The sequence below is a fragment of the Streptosporangium vulgare genome (assembly GCF_042428775.1).
GTDB classification, from domain to species: Bacteria; Actinomycetota; Actinomycetes; order Streptosporangiales; family Streptosporangiaceae; genus Streptosporangium; species Streptosporangium vulgare.
The window spans coordinates 467740-487273 of the sequence record NZ_JBHMBS010000001.1; the positions used below are offsets into that span (position 1 = coordinate 467740).

Annotated in this window: 16 protein-coding genes; 11 read left to right on the forward strand and 5 right to left on the reverse strand. The window is 71.8% G+C overall.

Going from position 1 to position 19534, the window contains the following annotated elements; translation table 11 throughout:
• Positions 1–185: 185 nt before the first annotated feature.
• The 9 genes from ACFFRH_RS02055 to rpe all read left to right on the forward strand — a co-directional run bounded on the left by ACFFRH_RS02055 (position 186) and on the right by rpe (position 11944).
• On the forward strand, positions 186–2426 hold the full coding sequence (locus ACFFRH_RS02055) for a primosomal protein N' (protein ID WP_386153618.1): 2241 nt from the start codon (positions 186–188) through the stop codon (positions 2424–2426).
• A 49-nt stretch (positions 2427–2475) separates the two neighbouring features.
• Entirely contained in the window at positions 2476–4134 is a 1659-nt protein-coding gene (locus ACFFRH_RS02060; RefSeq protein ID WP_386153621.1) for a hypothetical protein, read from the forward strand.
• A 40-nt stretch (positions 4135–4174) separates the two neighbouring features.
• The gene (locus ACFFRH_RS02065; RefSeq protein ID WP_386153624.1) at positions 4175–5551 is read left to right on the forward strand and encodes a hypothetical protein; all 1377 of its coding nucleotides are present in this window, start codon (positions 4175–4177) and stop codon (positions 5549–5551) included.
• Positions 5552–5901: 350 nt separating this feature from the next.
• The gene (gene def, locus ACFFRH_RS02070) at positions 5902–6450 is read left to right on the forward strand and encodes a peptide deformylase (protein ID WP_386153627.1); all 549 of its coding nucleotides are present in this window, start codon (positions 5902–5904) and stop codon (positions 6448–6450) included.
• Between the two features lie 5 nt (positions 6451–6455).
• On the forward strand, positions 6456–7385 hold the full coding sequence (gene fmt, locus ACFFRH_RS02075; RefSeq protein WP_386153630.1) for a methionyl-tRNA formyltransferase: 930 nt from the start codon (positions 6456–6458) through the stop codon (positions 7383–7385).
• Between the two features lie 5 nt (positions 7386–7390).
• Complete coding sequence (locus ACFFRH_RS02080) at positions 7391–8968, forward strand: RsmB/NOP family class I SAM-dependent RNA methyltransferase (protein WP_386153633.1); 1578 nt, start codon at positions 7391–7393, stop codon at positions 8966–8968.
• A 124-nt stretch (positions 8969–9092) separates the two neighbouring features.
• Positions 9093–10946, forward strand: a complete 1854-nt coding sequence (gene asnB / locus ACFFRH_RS02085) for an asparagine synthase (glutamine-hydrolyzing) (RefSeq protein WP_386153636.1) — start codon at positions 9093–9095, stop codon at positions 10944–10946.
• A 96-nt stretch (positions 10947–11042) separates the two neighbouring features.
• On the forward strand, positions 11043–11264 hold the full coding sequence (locus tag ACFFRH_RS02090) for a twin-arginine translocase TatA/TatE family subunit (RefSeq protein ID WP_386153639.1): 222 nt from the start codon (positions 11043–11045) through the stop codon (positions 11262–11264).
• A 23-nt stretch (positions 11265–11287) separates the two neighbouring features.
• Positions 11288–11944 (forward strand): ribulose-phosphate 3-epimerase, encoded by a 657-nt coding sequence (gene rpe, locus ACFFRH_RS02095; protein ID WP_386153641.1) that lies wholly within the window; start codon positions 11288–11290, stop codon positions 11942–11944.
• Between the two features lie 334 nt (positions 11945–12278).
• On the opposite strand, the gene ACFFRH_RS02100 is transcribed toward rpe, so the two are convergent.
• The 5 genes from ACFFRH_RS02100 to ACFFRH_RS02120 form a co-directional block, all read right to left on the reverse strand.
• Entirely contained in the window at positions 12279–13337 is a 1059-nt protein-coding gene (locus tag ACFFRH_RS02100) for an ABC transporter ATP-binding protein (RefSeq protein WP_446697416.1), read from the reverse strand.
• Complete coding sequence (locus tag ACFFRH_RS02105) at positions 13334–14335, reverse strand: ABC transporter ATP-binding protein (protein WP_386153644.1); 1002 nt, start codon at positions 14333–14335, stop codon at positions 13334–13336. Before ACFFRH_RS02105 ends, ACFFRH_RS02100 begins: the two co-directional genes overlap by 4 nt.
• Before the next feature lie 14 nt (positions 14336–14349).
• Positions 14350–15330, reverse strand: a complete 981-nt coding sequence (locus tag ACFFRH_RS02110; RefSeq protein WP_386153647.1) for an ABC transporter permease — start codon at positions 15328–15330, stop codon at positions 14350–14352.
• A 124-nt stretch (positions 15331–15454) separates the two neighbouring features.
• Entirely contained in the window at positions 15455–17248 is a 1794-nt protein-coding gene (locus ACFFRH_RS02115) for an ABC transporter substrate-binding protein (RefSeq protein ID WP_386153650.1), read from the reverse strand.
• An 18-nt stretch (positions 17249–17266) separates the two neighbouring features.
• Positions 17267–18268 carry an ABC transporter permease gene (locus ACFFRH_RS02120; RefSeq protein ID WP_386153653.1) on the reverse strand — a complete coding sequence of 334 codons (1002 nt, stop codon included), beginning with the start codon at positions 18266–18268 and terminating at the stop codon, positions 17267–17269.
• On the opposite strand from ACFFRH_RS02120, the gene ACFFRH_RS02125 reads away from it, so the two are divergent.
• Positions 18261–18407 (forward strand): hypothetical protein, encoded by a 147-nt coding sequence (locus ACFFRH_RS02125; RefSeq protein WP_386153655.1) that lies wholly within the window; start codon positions 18261–18263, stop codon positions 18405–18407. The genes ACFFRH_RS02120 and ACFFRH_RS02125 overlap by 8 nt on opposite strands.
• 243 nt (positions 18408–18650) lie before the next feature.
• A complete protein-coding gene (locus ACFFRH_RS02130; RefSeq protein ID WP_386153658.1) occupies positions 18651–19436 on the forward strand; it encodes an oxygenase MpaB family protein in 786 nt (261 codons plus the stop codon).
• Positions 19437–19534 lie beyond the last annotated feature (98 nt).

Below are 19534 nucleotides of genomic sequence, written 5' to 3' on the forward strand. Positions count from 1 at the left end.
CGGTCGGCCCCCGTGGTGGTTCCGTCGTCACCGGGCGCCGCGAACGCCTCCTCGATCCACGCCCGATCCGTCTGGTCCGTTCCGGAGGTGACCCCGCCCCGCCCGCCTCCCGTCTTCCCGGCCCGGAGTGGCTCACCTTCCCCGCCGTCGTCTGGGCGGGTGCCCGGGTCTGGTAGGACAGGTGGGTGACCCACGCCAGCCCCTCGCCGGACGACGACGCCCTGCTGCCGCTCGACGCCGTCCGTGAGCGGCCCGCGCCCGGCGGTCCGGCGAGGGCGCGGGGCGGCGCCACCGGGGCCACCAGGACCGCCGGGGCCACCAGGACCGCCAGGACCGCCAGGACCGGCGGGGTCGTCAGGGCCGCCGGGACGGCGAGGGCGGCCGGGGTCGCCGAGCCCGTCAGGGGGGTGCCGGAGCCGGCGGCCGAGCTGCCGGTCGCCCGGATCGTCGTCGACACGCCGCTGCCGCACCTCGACCGGCTGTTCGACTATCTCGTCCCCGCGACCCTGGACGCCGCCGCGGTGCCGGGGGTCCGGGTCCGCGTCCGGTTCGCGGGCAAGCTCGTCGACGGCTTCCTGCTGGAACGGGCGGAGGGCACCGAGCACGAGGGCAGGCTGACCCGCCTGGAGCGGGTCGTCTCCGCGGAGCCCGTGCTCACCCCGGAGATCGTCACGCTGGCCCGCGCCGTGGCCGACCACTACGCCGGGACCCTGGCCGACGTCCTGCGCCTGGCCGTCCCACCCCGCCACGCCAGGGTCGAGGCCGAGACGCCGACTCCGGCTCCGGCCCCCGTTCAGGCCCCCGCTCCCGCCCCGGCTTCGGACTCCGCCCCGGCCTCCCCGGGGCCGCCGCAGGGGGACGCGGGACCGTGGGCGGACTATCCGGAAGGGGAGGCGTTCCTCGCCGCCCTGGCGAAGGGAGGCTCCCCCCGCGCGGTGTGGACCGCCCTGCCGGGCACCGGGGAGAGCGGGCCGGGGTGGCCGGAGGCGGTCGCGGTTGCCGTACGGGAGACCCTGCGCGGGGGCAGGGGCGCCCTCGTGGTGCTTCCCGACGGCAAGGACGTGGCCCTGCTCGACGCGGCCCTGAGCGCCGTCCTGGAGCCCGGCGCGCACGTGGCGCTCACGGCCGACCTCGGGCCCGCCGAGCGCTACCGGCGGTGGCTGCGGGTGGCCAGGGGACAGGTACGGGTCGCGGCCGGGACCAGGGGCGCGGCGTTCGCCCCGGTCAGGGACCTCGGGCTCGCGGTCATCTGGGACGACGGCGACGACCTGCACTCCGAGCGGCTCGCCCCCTACCCGCACGCCAGGGAGGTCCTCGCCCTGCGCGCCCACCAGGCGCGGGCGGGCCTGCTCATCGGGGGGTACGCCCGCACGGCGGAGGCCACCCAGCTCATCGCGGCGGGCTGGGCCGGGCCCATCGTCGCGGCCCGCGGGACGGTCAGGGCCAGGGCGCCGAGGGTCCGCCCGGCGGGGGAGGACGCGGAGCTGGCCAGGGACGAGGCCGCCAGGGCCGCCCGGCTGCCCAGCCTCGCCTGGCGGACCCTGCGCGCCGGGCTGGAGAGCGGCCCCGTGCTGGTGCAGGTCCCCCGGCGGGGCTACCTGCCCGCGCTGGCCTGCCAGAACTGCCGGGCGCCCGCCCGCTGCGGGCACTGCGGCGGGCCGTTCGCGCTGCGCGCCGGCCATGTGGCCCCGTACTGCCGCTGGTGCGGCCGGATCGCGGGCGAGTGGCGCTGCCCGTCCTGCGGCGGTGCCCGGGTGCGGGCCCTGGTGATCGGCGCCCGGCGCACGGCCGAGGAGCTGGGCCGGGCCTTCCCCTCGGTGCCGGTCAGGACGTCGGGCAGGGACGGGGTGCTCGCCACGGTCGGCGCGGGCCGCGCCCTGGTGGTGGCGACCCCGGGGGCCGAGCCGGTGCCCGAGGGGGGGTACGCGGCGGCGGTGCTGCTGGACGGCTGGGCGCTGCTCGGCCGGCCCGACCTGCGCGCCGCCGAGGAGACGCTGCGCCGGTGGATGAACGCGGCGGCCCTGCTGCGGCCCTCGGCCGAGCTGGTCGTGCTGGCCGACTCCTCGCTGGCCGCCGTGCAGGCTCTGCTGCGCTGGGATCCGGTCACCCATGCCGAGAGGGAACTAGCTGAGAGGACAGAACTCGGTTTCCCCCCGGCGGTGAAAATGGCGACGCTCACCGGATCCCCGGCCGCGGTACGGGAAATGCTCGGCGAGATGATCCTTCCCCCCGAGGCCCAGGTGCTCGGTCCCGTCCCCGTGGCCGCTCCCAAGGGGGACCAAGTGCGGGAACGCGCCATGGTGCGGATCGCGCGGGGCTCCGGATCGGTGCTGGCCGCGGTACTGAAAGGGGCCGCCGGAGTACGCTCCGCGCGCAAGGCTCCGGAGGTGGTCAAGGTATGCATTGACCCCCTCGATGTGATTTGAGTTGTTTCCCCGATTCGCGGTGCTGGCAGTAAGCCGTTAATTTTCCCCTGTGTCGATCGAATGGGTGAATCGGGCCGTAGACGACCTGCGCGCGTGGGGGCGTGCGCACGGCCTGGACGTTGACGTGGACGAGGTGCGGCTGCTCTGCGACTACGCGAGTGACTATCTGGACGTGAACGAGCTGGGCGACTTCACCCCGGTCGCCTTCGAGGAGCTGCTGCTCAACATCTACCCGCGCAAGGTCATCGCCCCCCCGGAGAGCGCCCCGGAGACCGTCGCCGCCGCCCGCACCCTGGTCGACTTCCTGCTCGCCACCGAGGAGATCGGCGGCAAGATGGCGGTCAGGATGAGGAGCGTCCTCGACCGCATCGAGCCCGAGATGCCCATCGCCCTCGCCGACACCTCCCGCTTCGGCATGGCCAAGAGCCTCTTCAGCGCGATGGGCGCCGACTCCCTGGAGCAGGACGCCGGGAGCGCCATCCTCTCCGTCTCCGCGGTGCAGGAGGAACCCGCCGTCGAGCACTGCGACTGCCCCGGCTGCTCGCCCCTTCCCGCCGTGCGCCTGGCGCCCCGCGAGGCGCTCACCAGGAGCGCCCTCCAGGTGCCGCTGCTCACCGACGCGCGCAGGCTGGTCCAGTGGATGCTCGCCGGGGGCCGCACCCCGACCGTGAAGGGCCGGCTCAGGGTCCGCGACGCCGCCGAGGCGACCGCCCAGCTCTCGGTGACCGACCCCGGCCTGCTGTGGGAGCTCGCGGTGCACACCGGCCTGGTCACGGTCGAGGGCACCGCGATCTTCGACGGCGAGGACTTCGACCCGCTCGACATCTGGGCCGCGACGGTCGAGTTCGTCGTCGAGAAGGAGACCGGCGGCGCCGTGACGGGCGACGTCTCCCTCGACGAGGAGCTCTACGGCCTGTGCGACATGCTCTACCGCCTCCAGGCGCCCGTGCCGATCCCCCTCGTCAGGGAGTACCTGGAGGAGATCGGCCTCGTCGAGGAGGGCGAGATCGACATCCCCGAGGCCGTCAGGCGGCTCGCCTACTGCGGGATGGCCGAGCCCGGCGACGAGCTGCTGGAGCTCACCCCGCTGGCCCTGTGGGGGCTGCGCGAGCTCTACACCGGCCTGGGCATGGAGGCGCCCGAGGCGCCCGACCTGACCACCGCCGACGCGCCAGAGCTCATCGAGGGGCTGCTCTCCGGCATGCCCGCCGAGATGGCCGAGGCCGACATCGGGGGCTGGCTGCAGAACAGGACCCCGGCGCAGGCGGTGACCGAGCTCCTCGGCTCCGTCTCCGGCGCGCCCTCGGTCGCGAGGGGCGTCGCGGTGACGATCGTCGACCGCCTCGGCCCCGACGCCGAGGAGGCGGTGCGCGCCTTCCTGGAGGAGCCGGAGCTGCGCCCGCACGCCATCCACTGGCTGAGCACGCGAGGCCTGGCGGCCCCCGCGCTCACCCAGGAGGAGGTGCTCTGGATGAGCGTGGACATGCTCGCCCTGGCCATGCCCGCCGCCGAGGAGGATCCGGAGACGTTCGCCGAGAACATGTCCGCCTCAGGCCCCCCGTCACACGTGATCGAGGAGATGTGGCGGGTCGACCATCCCGAGGTCGTCGACGTCCTTGAGCTGCTCGGACGCTCCCTGAGAGATCACGGAGCGGCCAAGGCGGCCCGCAAGGCGGCTTTCAAGGCACGTTCCCGCGCCATCGGCTGAGCCGTGTATGCGTGAGGCGTGAGTGCAGTAAGTTTCACGGGTGGCAAAGAGCGGGAACAGTGGGAACGTCTTCGACATCGGCGAACTGCGCAGGCTGGTCGACGAGCTGGGAACGGCACCACGCGAGCTGCGGGCGGCCGTCCTGGGGGAGTCCGTCACCGCCACGGGCCGCGCCTGCCCCCCGCGCGGCGACGCGCTGAGCTTCCCCCCTGTCGACCTCGCCGCCGACGCCGAGCTGGCCGCGTACGTGCCGTACGTGCCGCTGGTGATCGACGCCCAGCGCCTGGCCGCCTGGACCGGCGCCCGCCAGGTGACCCCCGAGGGCCTGCTGCCCGACCCGTTCGCGCCGTGCGCCGAGCTCGACCTGCCGGGCCCCGGCCGGCTGCACCTGCTCTGGGTGGTCGCCGTCAACACCGGCATGCTCCGCATCTCCCGCGGCCAGGTGACGCCCGGCCCGCTCGTGCTCTCCCCCGACCTGCCGCCCCGGGCGCTGCTGGGGTTCTGGGACGGCGTGGTCATGGACGTCCTCGACCGCGCCGACGACGACCTGACCGGGTCCCCGGTGATCGACGACCATCTCGCCGAGATGCTCGCCACGCTGTACGCCGTGCGCGAGGGGCTGTCCACCGCGACCCTGGTGAAGGGCATCCTGCAGTCGCACCAGGTGGCCTGCGGGGCCCGCCAGGCGGAGATGCGGGTGCTGGCCCGCGAGCTCCCGGCCCGGCTGGAGTCGGCCCTGTCGCTCCTGGACTACTGCGGGCTCGTCGAGACCTCGCGGGCGGGCCGGCCCCGGCTCACCCCGCTCGGCATGTGGGCCGTCCGCCAGGACCTGATGCGGGAGGGCCACGACGCGCCGACGGGCGCCGAGGTCGCCGTCTTCACCGACCTCGGCGCGGCCGAGCTGGTCGAGGCGATCATGGCGGGCTCCGCCGCGCCCAGCGCCGTCACCGTGTGGCTGGAGTCCCGCCACCCCGAGGCCGCCGCCCGCGAGCTGGTCAAGGTCGCCGCCTCGGGCACGGCCGGCCGTCGCGGGGCGGCCGGAACGATCCTGGAGGAGCTCGGCCCCGAGGCCGAGGCCCCGCTCAGGGAGGCGCTCTCCGAGCCCGCCATGTGGCGCTACGCGGCTTCCTGGCTGCACATCCGCGACCTGCCCGCACCCGCCCTCACGCCCGCCGACAACACCTGGCTCGCGATCGACTCGCTCGCCTCGCTCCTCGAGCGCGGCGACGCCTCCGAGGCGGTCTGCGAGTTCGACGCGCTGGAGCCCGGCGAGGACCTCGTCCGCGTGATCGAGGAGATGGCCCTGGTGGACCACCCCGACACCTTCGCCGTCCTGGACCTGCTGGGTTCCCGCCACGGCGACGCGGCGGTGGCCAAGGCCGCCCGCAAGGCCGCGATGAAGGCCCGCTCCCGCTGACCCGCGTCCGGTCCGGGAGAAGGCCCGGGGCGGTCGAGGGAGACGCCTGGGACCGGCCCGGGGGCGAAGGCCCGGGGTCGGCCGGGGGTGAAGCCCGGGGGCGGTCGAGGGAGGCGTCTGGGGTCGGCCGGGGGAGATGCCCGGGGTCGATCGGGGGAGATGCCCGGGGTCGGCCGGAGGCGAAGCCCGGGATCGGTCGGGGGAGAGCCCGGGGTCGGTCGGGGGAGAAGCCGGAGAAAGCCCCGGGCCGGTCGGAGGAGAAGCCCGGGATCGGTCGGGGGCGACGGCCCGGGGGAGGCGGCCGTCGCCCTTACACTGGGGCAATCCCCTGAAGCGTGAGGAGATCCCTGTTGGCCATTCAGCCGATCCGCCTTTTCGGCGACCCGGTGCTGCGCACTCCGGCCGAGCCGGTCAAGGACTTCGACAAGGAGCTGCGCAAGCTCGTCAAAGACCTCACGGACACGATGATGGACGCGCCGGGAGCCGGTCTGGCGGCGCCGCAGATCGGAGTCGGGCTGCGGGTCTTCACCTACTACGTGGACGACCAGCTCGGGCACCTGATCAACCCCAACCTCGACCTGTCCGACGACAAGGACGAGGAGGGGGAGGAGGGCTGCCTGTCGTTCCCCGGCCTGTCCTTTCCGACGCCCCGGTCGATCCGGGCCGTGGCGACCGGTTTCACCATGCACGGCGAGCCGGTGACCCTTGAGGGCACCGACCTGATGGCCCGCTGCTTCCAGCACGAGACCGACCACCTGGACGGCGTGCTGTTCATCGACCGGATGGATCTCAAGCAGCGCAAACTCGCCATGAAGGCGATCCGCGAGGCCGACTGGAACGGACTGTCGGCCCCCGCGTTCAAGATCTCCCCGCACGCCACCCAAGGGAAGGCTCTGTAGGAACCTTGCGCCTGGTCTTCGCCGGAACCCCGGACACCGCCCTGCCCTCGCTGCGGGCACTGATCGACTCGTCTCGCCACGACGTCGTCGCCGTCGTCACGCGCCCGGACGCCCAGTCGGGCCGGGGCCGCAAGGTCCATCCGAGCCCCGTCGCCGAGCTCGCCGAGGAGGCGGGCATCGAGGTGCTCAGGCCGCCCAAGGCGGGTGACCCGGACTTCCTCGACCGGCTCAGGGAGCTCGCCCCCGACTGCTGCCCGGTGGTCGCCTACGGCGCGCTCCTGCCGCAGGCCGCCCTGGACATCCCCCGGTACGGCTGGGTCAACCTGCACTTCTCGCTGCTGCCAGCCTGGCGCGGCGCGGCACCGGTGCAGCACGCCGTGCTCCACGGTGACGCGATCACCGGCGCGGCCACCTTCCAGATCGTCAAGGAGCTGGACGCGGGCCCGGTCTACGGCGTGGTCACCGAGGAGATCCGCCCCGCCGACACCAGCGGGGAACTGCTCGCCCGGCTCGCCGAGTCCGGGGCCGGGCTGCTCACCGCCACCCTCGACGGGATCGAGGACGGCAAGCTGGAGGCCGTCCCGCAGCCCGCGGAGGGGGTGAGTCTCGCCCCGAAGATCGGCGTCGACGACGCCAGGGTCGACTGGGCCGCGCCCGCCATGCGGGTCGACCGCCTGATCCGCGCCTGCACTCCCGCCCCGGGGGCGTGGACCGAGTTCCGCGGCCAGCGCGTCAAGATCGGTCCGGTGCGACCGGCTCCCGACGCCTCCGGCCTGGCCCCCGGCCAGATCGCGGCGTCCAAGAACTCCGTCCTGGTGGGCACCGCCACCTACCCGGTCGAGCTGGGCGAGGTGCAGCCGCAGGGCAAGCGCCTGATGGGCGCGGGGGAGTGGGCCCGCGGCGTGCGGCCCACCGACGAGGATCGGCTGGCCTGAAGATCATGAGCAGTGGTAACGGCCGTAACGTCCCGCGCGGCGGGGATCACGGCCCGTCGGGCCGCTCACGCGGCGCCGCGGGCAGGGGTGGGGGCAGGGGCGGGCGCCCGCCCAAGCCGGTCCGCGACGAGGCGCGCAACGCCGCGTACGACCTGATGCGCGCCGTCGACGAGCGGGACGCCTACGCCAACCTGCTGATGCCCGCGCTGCTGCGCGAGCGCCGCCTGTCGGGGCGCGACGCGGGCCTGGCCACCGAGCTGGCCTACGGCACCCTGCGCGGCCTCGGCACCTACGACGAGATCATCGCGGCCTGCAGCGACCGGGCGCCGGAGGACGTCGACCCGCCGCTGCTCGACGCCGTCCGCCTGGGCGTGCACCAGCTGCTCAAGACGCGGGTCCCCCCGCACGCCGCCGTCGGCACCACGGTCGACCTGGTACGGCTGCGGGTGGGCATCGGCGCCTCCAAGTACGCCAACGCCGTGCTGCGCAAGGTCTCCACCCGCTCGCTGGAGCAGTGGATCCCGATCGTGGCGCCCGACCCGGTCACCGACCCGGTGGGGCATCTGGCGGTGGCGCACAGCCACCCCAGGTGGATCGTCGACGCCCTGCGCGACGCCGTGGGCGGCGACTTCGACGAGACGGCCGCCCTGCTCGCGGCCGACAACGAGCGTCCCAAGGTGACCCTGGTCGCCCGTCCCGGCCGCTCGTCGGTGAAGGAGCTCCTCGACGCGGGCGCCGAACCCGCCAGATACTCCCCGTACGCGGCCTACCTGCCCGAGGGCGACCCCGGTGCGGTCCTCGCCGTGGCCGAGTCGCGCGCGGCCGTCCAGGACGAGGCGAGCCAGCTCGTCGCGCTCGCCCTGACGCGGGTCCCGGTGGAGGGCTCCGACTCCCGCTGGCTCGACCTGTGCGCGGGTCCCGGCGGCAAGGCGGGCCTGCTCGACGCCATCGCGACCCGCGGTGACGAGGCGGGCCTGGGCGGCCCCGGCGCCGGGGAGCCCGCCCCGGCCGCGGGCACGGCTTCGAACGCGGGTCCGGGCGCGGTCCCGGTCGCGGGTTCCGGTCCGGGGGCCGGGCCGGTGGCCTTCCCCGGCGGGGCGCGCCTGCTCGCCGCCGAGCTGCAGTACCACCGGGCGCGGCTGGTGTGGCAGACGACCCGGCAGGCCGCGGTGGTCACCGCGGACGGCACCGCGCCCGCCTGGCGGCCGGGGGCCTTCGACCGGGTCATGCTCGACGCCCCCTGCACCGGCCTGGGCGCGCTGCGCCGCCGCCCGGAGGCCCGCTGGCGACGCGACCCCCGGAGCCTTCCCGAGCTGGGCAGGCTCCAGCGAGCCCTGCTCGACTCGGCGGTCGACGCGGTCCGGCCCGGTGGCGTCGTCGCGTACGTGACCTGCTCGCCGCACCTGGCCGAGACCGTCACCGTGGTGGGCGACCTCCTGCGCCGCCGCGACGACGTCGAGGCGCTGGACGCACGCCAGTACCTCCCCGAGGTGGAGGGGCTGGGCGAAGGGCCGTACGCGCTGTTCTGGCCGCACCGGCACGGCACCGACGCCATGTTCCTGGCCCTGCTGCGCCGCCGCTGACCGGGGCGCCCGGGAGTCCCGGGGGGTATCGTCGCAGCTCAGGGTGTATGAGCTGGGCATATATGGGCGCCGCGCGCTGTTCGACTGGGTATAGCTGCTTCCGACGGGACGCGGGGGTGTCCAGATGTGCGGAATCTGTGGATGGGTGGATTTCGAGCGCGATCTCCGGGAGTCACGGGCCACCGCGCAGGCCATGACCGAAACCATGGCCTGCCGCGGACCCGACGACGAGGGGCTGTGGCTCGCCCCGCACGCCGCGATGGGTCACCGGCGTCTGGCGGTCATCGACATCGAGGGCGGGCGCCAGCCGATGATCGCCGACGAGGACGGGCAACCGATCGCCGTCCTCACCTACAGCGGTGAGATCTACAACTTCGTCGAGTTACGCGCGGAACTGGCCGCCCACGGTCACCGATTCCTCACCCAAAGCGACACCGAGGTCCTCCTGCGGGCCTATCTCGAATGGGGCGAGGGCCTCGCCGAACGGCTGAACGGCATGTTCGCCTTCGGGATCTGGGACGCCCGCCGTGAGGAGCTGCTGCTCGTCCGGGACCGGATGGGCATCAAGCCGCTGTACTACTACCCGCTGCCGAGCGGCGTGCTGTTCGGCTCCGAGCCCAAGGCGATCCTCGCCAACCCCCTCATCAGGACACCCACGGTCGACGCGGACGGCCTGCGCGAGCTGATCGCCTTCGTCAAGACCCCGGAACGCGCCGTCTACCAGGGCATGTACGAGGTCCGCCCCGGCCACACCGTCCGGGTGACCCGCGACTTCCTGTGCCGCCGCCCCTACTGGCGCCTGGAGTCCCACGAGCACCCCGACGACCTCGCCACCACCGTCGGGACGGTGCGCGAGCTGCTGGACGACATCGTCACCCGCCAGCTCATCTCCGACGTGCCGCTGTGCACCCTGCTCTCCGGCGGCCTCGACTCCAGCGCCGTCACGGCGCTCGCCGCGCTCGGCCTGGAGGGGCAGGGGGCCGGGAGGGTCCGGTCGTTCTCCGTCGACTTCACCGGGTACAGCGAGAACTTCAAGCCCGACGAGATGCGCGACACTCCCGACACGCCGTACGTGCACGACGTCGTGCGGCACATCGGCGCCGACCACACCGACATCGTCCTGGACTCCTCCGACCTCATGGACCCCGCGGTGCGCGCCGCGGTCCTGAGGGCGCGTGACCTGCCGATCGGCATCGGCGACATGGACACCTCCCTCTACCTGCTCTTCCGCGCCATCCGGGGCCGTTCCACGGTGGCGCTGTCCGGCGAGTCCGCCGACGAGGTCTTCGGCGGCTACCGGTGGTTCTTCGACCCCGAGGCGGTCTCCGCCGACACCTTCCCGTGGCTGGTGTCCCCGGGGTTCGGGCGGTTCGCCGGGGTGGGAGCCCTCCTCGACGAGGACCTGACCCACAAGCTGGACATTCCCGGCTACCGCGCGGACAGCTACCGGCAGGCACTCGACGAGGTGCCCCGGCTGCCGGGGGAGGAGGGGCTGGAGCGGCGCATGCGGGAGATCTCCTACCTGCACCTCACCCGGTTCGTGCAGATCCTGCTGGATCGCAAGGACCGCATGAGCATGGCCGTCGGGCTGGAGGTCCGGGTGCCGTTCTGCGACCACCGGCTGGTGGAGTACGTCTTCAACGCCCCCTGGGCGATGAAGACCTTCGACGGGCAGGAGAAGAGCCTGCTGCGCGCCGCCGCCGCGGACGTCCTGCCGCCCTCGGTCGTCGGGCGCCGCAAGAGCCCCTACCCCTCGACACAGGACCCCTCCTACGAGGAGGCCGTGCGCGCGGAGGCCTCCCGGCTGCTCGGCGAGGGGAACATGGCCGCCGCGTCGCTGATCGACCCGGAGAAGGTACGGGCCGTGATCGACCGGCCCGAGGTGGCCGGTGGCCCTTCGGGCGGCCGGGCGTCGCTGGAGGGGCTGCTCCAGTTCAACGCCTGGCTGGAGAGGTACCGCGTCCGGGTCGACATCTGACCGGCGTCCGACCCGCGCCCCGGTGCCGCCCGCCCGCGGCGGCACCGCGCCGAACCCCCGCCCCGGGGGGACATCCCATCGGAAGGAGGTCGTCTCATGGCCGACCTGGGACTGCCCGAGTTGCTCATCATCGTGGCGGTGTTCATCCTGCTGTTCGGTTCCGCGAAGCTGCCCGACGCGGCCAGGTCGGTGGGCCGCTCCCTGCGCGTCTTCAAGACCGAGGTGAACCGGCCGGACGACGTGCCGCCGCCTCCCGGTGAGGCCGATGGGACCGGCGGGCCGGACGAGGGGAGGCCGCCTCCCGTCGCGCGGTCCTGAGCCGCCGCTAGAATCGGCCAATCATGGCCGTACAGATCTCGCCCAGCATCCTGTCCGCCGACTTCGCCCGCCTCGCCGAGGCGGCCGCGGCGGTGCCCAACGCCGACTGGCTGCACGTGGACGTCATGGACAACCACTTCGTGCCCAACCTGACCCTCGGGCTGCCGGTCGTCGAGTCCCTGCTCAAGGCGACCTCGACGCCACTCGACTGCCACCTCATGATCGAAGACCCGGATCGCTGGGCCCCCTCGTACGCCGAGGCCGGGGCCGGGAGCGTCACCATCCACGTGGAGGCGGCCAAGGCCCCGGTCCGCACGCTGCGCCAGATCCGCCGGGCGGGCGCCCGGGCGGGCCTGGCACTGAACCCCGCCACCCCCGTCGAGCCGTACGAGGACCTGCTCGGCGAGCTCGACATGCTGCTGCTGATGACCGTCGACCCCGGTTTCGGCGGGCAGAGGTTCCTCGACATGGTGCTGCCCAAGATCCGCAGGACCCGCGAGCTCGTCGACCGGCACGGCGGCCAGGTGTGGCTCCAGGTGGACGGCGGCGTCTCCGACGCGACGATCGAGCGCTGCGCGGAGGCGGGCGCCGACGTCTTCGTGGCGGGCAACGCCGTCTACGGCGCCGAGGACCCGGCCCGCGCGGTCGACAACCTGCGCGCCCTGGCCGCCAAGGGCTGACCGGGAGACCACCCGGCAGGAAGACCCCCCGACCGGCCCGGAGACCACCCGGCCGGGAGACCACTGGATCGGTCGGGAGACGACCCGACCGGGAGGTCAGCCGACTGACCGGAAGACCGGTCGTCCGGTTGAAAGATCGGTCGTCCGGTTGAAGGACGAGCCGTCCGACGGCGAAGGGCGGGCCCGGACGGGCCCGCCCTTCATCGTCTGAGACCCACTGAGACCCACTGAGACCCACCCTGACCCTCGGGCCCGCCGCGACCTTCGACGGCGGCGGGGGAGGGCGGGGGACGGTGGGGGCAGGGCCGGGCAGGCCCGGGCAGGGGCGGCGCGGTCAGCCCTGCAGGGCCGGGTCCAGCACCACGTCCTGGCCGTGCACGGTCGGCTGCTCGGGGAAGTGGCAGGCGGTCAGGTGACCCTCCTTGTTCCCCTCCAGCCTGACCAGCGGGGGCTCCTCGGTCGCGCACTTGTCCTGGGCCTTCCAGCAGCGGGTGCGGAAGCGGCAGCCGGACGGCGGGTTGATCGGGGAGGGCACGTCCCCGGCCAGGCGGATGCGCTCGCGCGGCTCGGAGTCCTCCAGCACCTCGGGCACCGCCGACAGCAGCGCGTGGGTGTAGGGGTGGCGGGGGCGCTCGTACAGGGAGGCGCGGTCGGCGACCTCGACGATCTTGCCGAGATACATGACCGCGACCCGCTGGGAGAAGTGCCGCACGATCGCGAGGTCGTGCGCGATGAACAGGAACGCGATGCCCATGTCCCGTTGGAGCTGCTGGAGCAGGTTGACGACCTGCGCCTGGATGGAGACGTCGAGGGCGGAGACCGGCTCGTCCGCGATGATCAGCTTGGGGTTCAGGGAGAGCGCGCGGGCCACCCCGATGCGCTGCCGCTGACCGCCGGAGAACTCGTGCGGGAAGCGGTTGAAGTGCTCGGGGTTGAGTCCGACGATCTCCAGGAGCTCCCGCACCCGGTTGTCCCTGCCGCCCGGGGGGTTGATGCCGTTGATCTCCATCGGGCCGCCGACGATGGTGCCCACCGTGTGCCGGGGGTTCAGCGACGAGTACGGGTCCTGGAAGATCATCTGGATCTCGGCCCGGATCGGCTTCAGCTCCCTGCGCTTGGCGTGGCCGATCTCCCGTCCGGCGTACTTGATGCTGCCCGCGGTGGGCTCCAGCAGCCGGGACGCCAGCCGCCCGGCGGTGGACTTGCCGCAGCCGGACTCGCCGACCAGGCCGAGCGTCTCACCGGCGTGCACGGTCAGGTCGATGCCGTCCACCGCGTGGACCTTGCCGACCTGGTGCTTGAAGATGACACCGCCCATCACCGGGAAGTGCTTCTTCAGGCCGGACAGCTCCAGCAGCGCCTCGCCGCGGGGTTCACCGGTTGTCTCGCTCACTTTTGGATCTCCCTCTTCTGGGCGAGGGTCAGGTAGCACGCGTCGCCGTGGCCGCGGTGCGGGGACAGTTCGGGCCGCTCGGAGCGGCACAGCCCGGGACCGGCCAGCTCCATGTAGTCGCACCGGGGGTGGAAGGGGCAGCCGGGCGGGACGTTGATCAGGCTGGGCGGGGTGCCGCGGACCGGCCGCAGCGGCACGTCCACCGAGGCGGTCAGGCGGGGCATGGAGGCGAGCAGACCCCAGGTGTAGGGGTGGCGGGGCTCGTGGAGGACCTCCCTGACGGTCCCGCGCTCCACCGCCCGCCCGGCGTACATCACCAGCACGTCGTGCGCGGTGTTGGCGACCACGCCGAGGTCGTGGGTGATCAGGATGATCGAGGCCCCGGTCTGGTCCTGGAGCTCCTTGAGCAGGTCCAGGATCTGGGCCTGCACGGTCACGTCCAGGGCGGTGGTGGGCTCGTCGGCGATCAGCAGGTCCGGGTCGCACACCAGTGCCATCGCGATCATCGCGCGCTGCCGCATGCCGCCGGAGAACTGGTGGGGATAGTCGTCCACCCTGGTCTTCGGCTGGGGGATGCCGACCCGCGTCAGCATCTCGATCGCGCGGTCCCTGGCCTCGGCGCGGCTCGCGCCGGTGTGCTTGCGGTAGACCTCGGAGATCTGCTTGCCGATGGTGTGGTACGGGGAGAGCGAGGTCAGCGGGTCCTGGAAGATCATCGCGACCTTGTTGCCGCGGAGCTTCTCCATGGTGGACCGGGAGGCGCCGATCAGCTCCTCGCCGTCCAGCCGGATCTCTCCGCCGATCTTGGTGGTCTCCGGGTTGTGCAGGCCGAGCACGGTCAGGTTGGTCACCGACTTGCCCGATCCGGACTCGCCGACGATGCCCAGCGTGGTGCCCTTCTCCACGTCGAAGGAGAGCCCGTCCACCGCGTGGACGACGCCGTCCTCGGTGTGGAAGTCGACGGTCAGGTCACGGACCGAGAGGAACGGAGTTGACACTTTCTTCAAAGCTCCTAGCTCAGCCGCACGCGGGGGTCGATGAAGGCGTACAGGACGTCGACGATGATGTTGAAGACGACGATCGCGGCGGCCGCGACGAGCACCGTCGCCATCAGCATAGGCAGGTCGGAGTAGGTGACCGCCCTCACCGACAGCTGGCCGAGCCCCTGGAGGCCGAAGGTCTGCTCGGTGATGATCGCGCCGCCGATCAGCGCGCCGAGGTCCACACCGAAGATCGTGATGATGGGCGTCAGCGTGCCGCGCATCGCGAAACGCATCACGACGCTGCGGCCGGACATGCCCTTGGCCCGCGCGGTGCGGACGTAGTCCTCGCTGAGCTGTTCCACCATCGTCGAGCGGGTCATGCGGGTGTAGTTGGCGGTGAAGATGATCGCCAGCACCAGCCACGGCAGTAACAGGCCCTGCGCCCAGCCGATGGGGTCCTGGCTGAACTCCACGTACCTGGGCCGCCAGAGGATCTGGTTCTGGTAGACGAGGAAGTACATGGCCAGGGTGCCGATGAAGTAGATCTGCACGGAGGCGCCGATGAGGGACGACACACTGGCGATCTTGTCGAGCGGCCTGCCCTGGCGCAGCGCCGCGATGATGCCGGTGGCCACGCCGAAGGTGAGGAAGACGGCCGCCGCGCCGATGGTGAGCGAGATGGTCAGCGGGAGCCGGTCCAGGATCGTCTCGAACACCGGCGCGCGGTTGACGAAGGAGTAGCCGAGGCAGGGGGCGGGGCAGGCGCCCAGCCCCTCGTAGTCGCGGCCGACGAAGATTCCGGCCAGCCAGGCCACGAACTGGACGAACAGGGGCTGATCCAGTCCCAGGTTGTGCCGCGCCTGCTCCAGCAGCTCCGGCGGGCAGACCTTGCCGCAGGCGAGTCTCGCCGGGTCGGCGGGCACGGCGAAGAAGAGGAAGAACGTGACCGCGGAGATGATCACAAGTGTGACCACGGCGCCGAGCGTGCGGCGAGTGATGAATGGAAGCATTGCCTGTTTTCCCGAGGTGGCTGGGACCGTTGGGCCGGGGAGGCCCCTGGCCGTGGCCTCACGGGGATGTCGTCATCCCCGCGAGGCCACGGCCGCCGGTTCTCCTACGGTTTCGTGAGAGCCGTTACTGCTTCACGAAGATGGTGTTGGGCGAGACGACCCACGACTGCGGGTCGATCTCGGCGCCACCGACCTTGGAGCCGTGGAGGGTGTTGGCGATCCGGTTCTCGGCGACGACCAGCGGGGTGATCGTCTCCTGGATCTTCTTGTCCAGCGCCATCCACGCCTTGTTCTGGGCGTCGATGTCGGTCAGGGCGGTGATCTCGTCCATCTCCTTGGTGATGGCCTCGTCCTTCAGGTGCGAGTAGTTCGGCGCACCGTCGGCGATCGGGCCGAAGATGACGGGCAGGACCGTCGTGCCGGACGGCCAGTCGGCGCCCCAGCCACCCCAGTAGAGGTCGAAGTCGTTCTTCACCTTGCCGATGGAGTCGTAGTAGGTCTTACGGTCCAGGGGCTTGGCCACGACCTTGATGCCGGCCTTCTCCAGGGCGTTCTTGATCACAACGGTGATCTGCTCCTGGAGCGGCGTCTGGTTGTAGGCGTAGACGATGGTCGGCGTCGGGTTGCTCGACTCGGCGAGCAGCTGCTTGGCCTTCTCGACGTCACCCTCGGGCTTGGTCTCCTTGCCGAACAGGTCGTAGGACTCGTAGCCGACCGTGGTGTTCTCGTTCAGGATCGTGGTGGGCAGCGCCGCCGCGGCCGGGCCACCGTAGACCTGCTGGATCTGCTTGGACGGCCAGGCGTGGTTGATGGCCTGGCGGATCTTGACGTCCTTCACCCGGTCGAGGTTGAAGTAGTAGTAGTTGCCGTACGGCGAGGGGCTCTTCATCAGGCGGGGGGCCAGGCTGGCGTCGCCGAGGACCTGCTGCAGACGCTCCGGCGGGACGGTCGCGTAGAAGGTGAACGCGGTCTGGTCCGCGCCCGCGTCCGCCATCAGGCGGTCGGTGATCTGCAGGTTCTCCTGGCCGAACTCCAGGCGCCACTTGTCGGGGTAGGCGCCGCGGATCGGGTCGGTGGCCGGGTCCCAGTTCGGGTTGCGCTCCAGGTCCATCGACTTGTCGACGACGTGGCTCTTGATGATGTACGGGCCGCTGGAGACGGGCTTCTTGTCGTACGCCTCCTTGGTGTCCTTCTCCTTGGGCACGATGCCGTAGCCGCCCATGGCGAAGGCGTAGTTGGCGTCGGCGTGCGGGGACTTGAACTTGTAGACGATCGTCTTGTCGTCCGGCGTCTCGATGCTGTCAAGGCGCTTGCCGTCGTACGGGCCCTGGTAGGCCTTCTTGTAGTCGACGTCGGTCAGCCACTGCTGGATGTAGGTCGGGCCCTGGGTGACGAACGCGGCGAACGTCCGCTCCATGCTCCACTTCACGTCCTCGGACGTGATCGGGGTGCCGTCCTCCCACTTCACGCCGTCCTTGAGGGTGAAGGTCCAGGTCTTGCCGCCCTCGGAGGAGGTGCCCGAGTCGGTGGCGAGGTCGCCGACCAGCTTGTAGTCGCCGGGGCCGACGCGCTTGTAGCCGGTCAGGGTACGGCCGATGAGCAGGCCGAAGTTCGACATCGTGTTGACGTAGACCTGAGCGGGGTCGAGGTGGCCGATGTCGTCACGGTCGATCATCGTGACGGTGCCGCCCTTGACGACGCCCTCGGGCTCGATGGCCGGGCCCTTGGAGTCGTCGGCCGTGCCGACGGTGATCGTCGGCGGCTTGTAGGACGCCGCGGGGGCCGGCGCGCCGGGCTCGCCGGACGCAGAGCCGCTGGGGGCGGCGGGCGCGCCCTGGTTGCCCTGGGCGCAGGCACCGGTGAGTGCGAGCGCGCCTATGGCGAGTACGGCCATCGCTGACCGCGTACGGACTTTCATCTTTCTCCTATTTCCGATCTAGCGCTTGAGCTTGGGGTCGAAGGCATCGCGAACCGAGTCACCCAGGAGGTTGAACGCGATCACGAAGATCAGAAGGGCGACACCGGGGAAGATCAGATAGGTGATGTCGTTCTGATAGATCTCGGTGCCGCGGCGGAACATGCGGCCCCAGTCGGGGATGGGCTCGATCATTCCGACGCCCAGGAAGGACAGCGCCGCCTCGGCCGTCACCAGCGCGGGGAGCAGCAGCGTCGACTGGATCAGGATCGGGGTCCAGAGGTTCGGCAGCAGCTCCTTGAAGACGATCCTGGCGGGAGAGGCTCCGGTGACCTTCGCGGCCTCGACGAACTCCCGCTCGCGCAGGGAGAGCACCTGGCCGCGCAGCAGACGGGCGAGGCCGGCCCACTGGAACACCGTCAGCGCGATCACGAGGGTGACCGCTCGCAGCCAGATCGGCGTCTCCTCGTCCGGCCTGACGAACAGGTTCTCCACGACCGGCATGAACGCGATGATGAAGAGCACCGAGGGGAACGACAGGACGATGTCGATCAGGCGGCCGATGAAGTAGTCGGTCTTGCCCCCGGCGTACCCGGCGACGATGCCCATCACGATGCCGATCGCCGTCGCGATGACCGTCGCGGTCACCGCGATCGACAGGGAGGTCCTGATCCCGTAGACGAGCTGGGTGAACACGTCACGGCCCAGGCCGGGCTCGATGCCGAACCAGAACTCCGAGCTGATGCCGCCGTTGGGCAGGATCGGGTAGCCGTAGTCGTTCAGCAGGCCCGGCGTGTCCTGGCCGTACAGGGCGTAGGGGTCCTTGCCGTACAGCCAGGCGATGACCGGCGCGAGGAGCGCGACCAGGAAGAAGAAGATCACCACCACGGCCGAGACGATGCCGGTACGGTCGCGCCGGAAGCGCAGCCACATCAGCTGTCCGGGTGAGCGGCCCACCGTCTCCGGTGTCTTCGCCGCCAGTGCCTCCCCGGTCGTGGTCGTGGCTGGTGCAGGGATGGTCATCGTGCGGAGGCTCCCAACGAGCATGGCTGAGCGGGATCTCTGGAACCATTGCAAAACAGTCCATGACAATCAATGGGCTAGTCATTACTCATTTTTTTGTTGTATAACGTCCACCTGTTTGTGGCTGCAATTCCGTTGACGTGGATAGGGGGCGACGTGGGAGGATAGAGCTCCCGAAAGCCGGTTTTCACGGATTTGTGACACATTCATGACGTGGCCGTGACGGCTTTGTCCGGGTCTGACCTGGCTTGTGTCACAAGCCCGATACAGTGTTACAGGCTCAATACATGAGGTGTGCCGGACCGCTTCGAGGGGTAGGGCCTCCTCTCGCCGCGAGGTCGGGAGGTAGAGCATGGATCACGGCCTGTTTGGACCCGATTCGGTGACCTGGAAGGTGATGGGCGAGCGGATCCTGCTCGTCGCGGGCTTCCGTGCCCTGCTCATGCAGGGCCTGCACCCCCGGGCGATGCGCGGGGTCGCGCAGAACTCCGCGCTGATGGACCCGGCCGAGGCCTGGTCCCGCTTCGTGCGCACCACCGAGTTCGTCCGGGTGCGCGTCTACGGCACGACCGAGGAGGTCGCCCGCGCCGGGGCCAGGGTGAGGAAGATCCACGCGAGCCTCACCGCCCTCGACCTCGACACCGGCGAGCGGTTCCGCCTCGACGACCCCGACGCGCTGCTCTGGGTCCACGTCGGCGAGGTCGACTCCTACCTGTCGGTCGCCCGGCGCGCCGGGGTGCGGCTGACGGACGAGGAGGCCGACAGGTTCGTCGCCGAGTGGCGCCGCGCGGCCGAGGTGGTCGGCCTGCGCGCCGAGGACGTGCCCGGCTCGGTCGGCGAGATGGACGACTACATCCGGGCCTGCCGTCCCGGCCTCTACTTCGTCCCCGAGGTGGCCCACCCGCTCCTGCGGTCGCTCAACGCGCCGCTCCCGGCCCGCCTCATCCCGCTCAAGCCGATGTTCCCCATGCTCACCGGGCTCGCCTTCGCGACCCTGCCGCGCTGGGCCCGCAGGCTGTACGGCCTGCCCGCGACCCCGCTGGGCGACCTGTGGGCGACGGCCTCGCTGCGGGCCCTGCAGACCGGGATCGGCCTGGTGCCCGAGCCGGTGCGCTACTCCCCGGACGCGCGAAGGGCGCGCAAGGCGGTCGCCGAGCGCGCCGCGTGACCACCGCGTAACCGCGGCGGCGTAACCATGGCGGGGTGAGCGCGGCGAGGTGACCGGAGTGCGTGGCCACGGCGGCGTGAGCGCACCAAGTGCCCGCT

Excerpts from the sequence above, each read along its gene's own strand:
- ACFFRH_RS02080 (WP_386153633.1), top strand. The coding sequence starts at position 7,391 with ATGAGCAGTGGTAACGGCCGTAACGTCCCGCGCGGCGGGGATCACGGC.
- asnB (WP_386153636.1), top strand. The coding sequence starts at position 9,093 with ATGTGCGGAATCTGTGGATGGGTGGATTTCGAGCGCGATCTCCGGGAG.
- ACFFRH_RS02090 (WP_386153639.1), top strand. The coding sequence starts at position 11,043 with ATGGCCGACCTGGGACTGCCCGAGTTGCTCATCATCGTGGCGGTGTTC.
- rpe (WP_386153641.1), top strand. The coding sequence starts at position 11,288 with ATGGCCGTACAGATCTCGCCCAGCATCCTGTCCGCCGACTTCGCCCGC.
- ACFFRH_RS02110 (WP_386153647.1), bottom strand. The coding sequence starts at position 15,330 with ATGCTTCCATTCATCACTCGCCGCACGCTCGGCGCCGTGGTCACACTT.
- ACFFRH_RS02115 (WP_386153650.1), bottom strand. The coding sequence starts at position 17,248 with ATGAAAGTCCGTACGCGGTCAGCGATGGCCGTACTCGCCATAGGCGCG.
- ACFFRH_RS02125 (WP_386153655.1), top strand. The coding sequence starts at position 18,261 with ATGGTCATCGTGCGGAGGCTCCCAACGAGCATGGCTGAGCGGGATCTC.
- ACFFRH_RS02120 (WP_386153653.1), bottom strand. The coding sequence starts at position 18,268 with ATGACCATCCCTGCACCAGCCACGACCACGACCGGGGAGGCACTGGCG.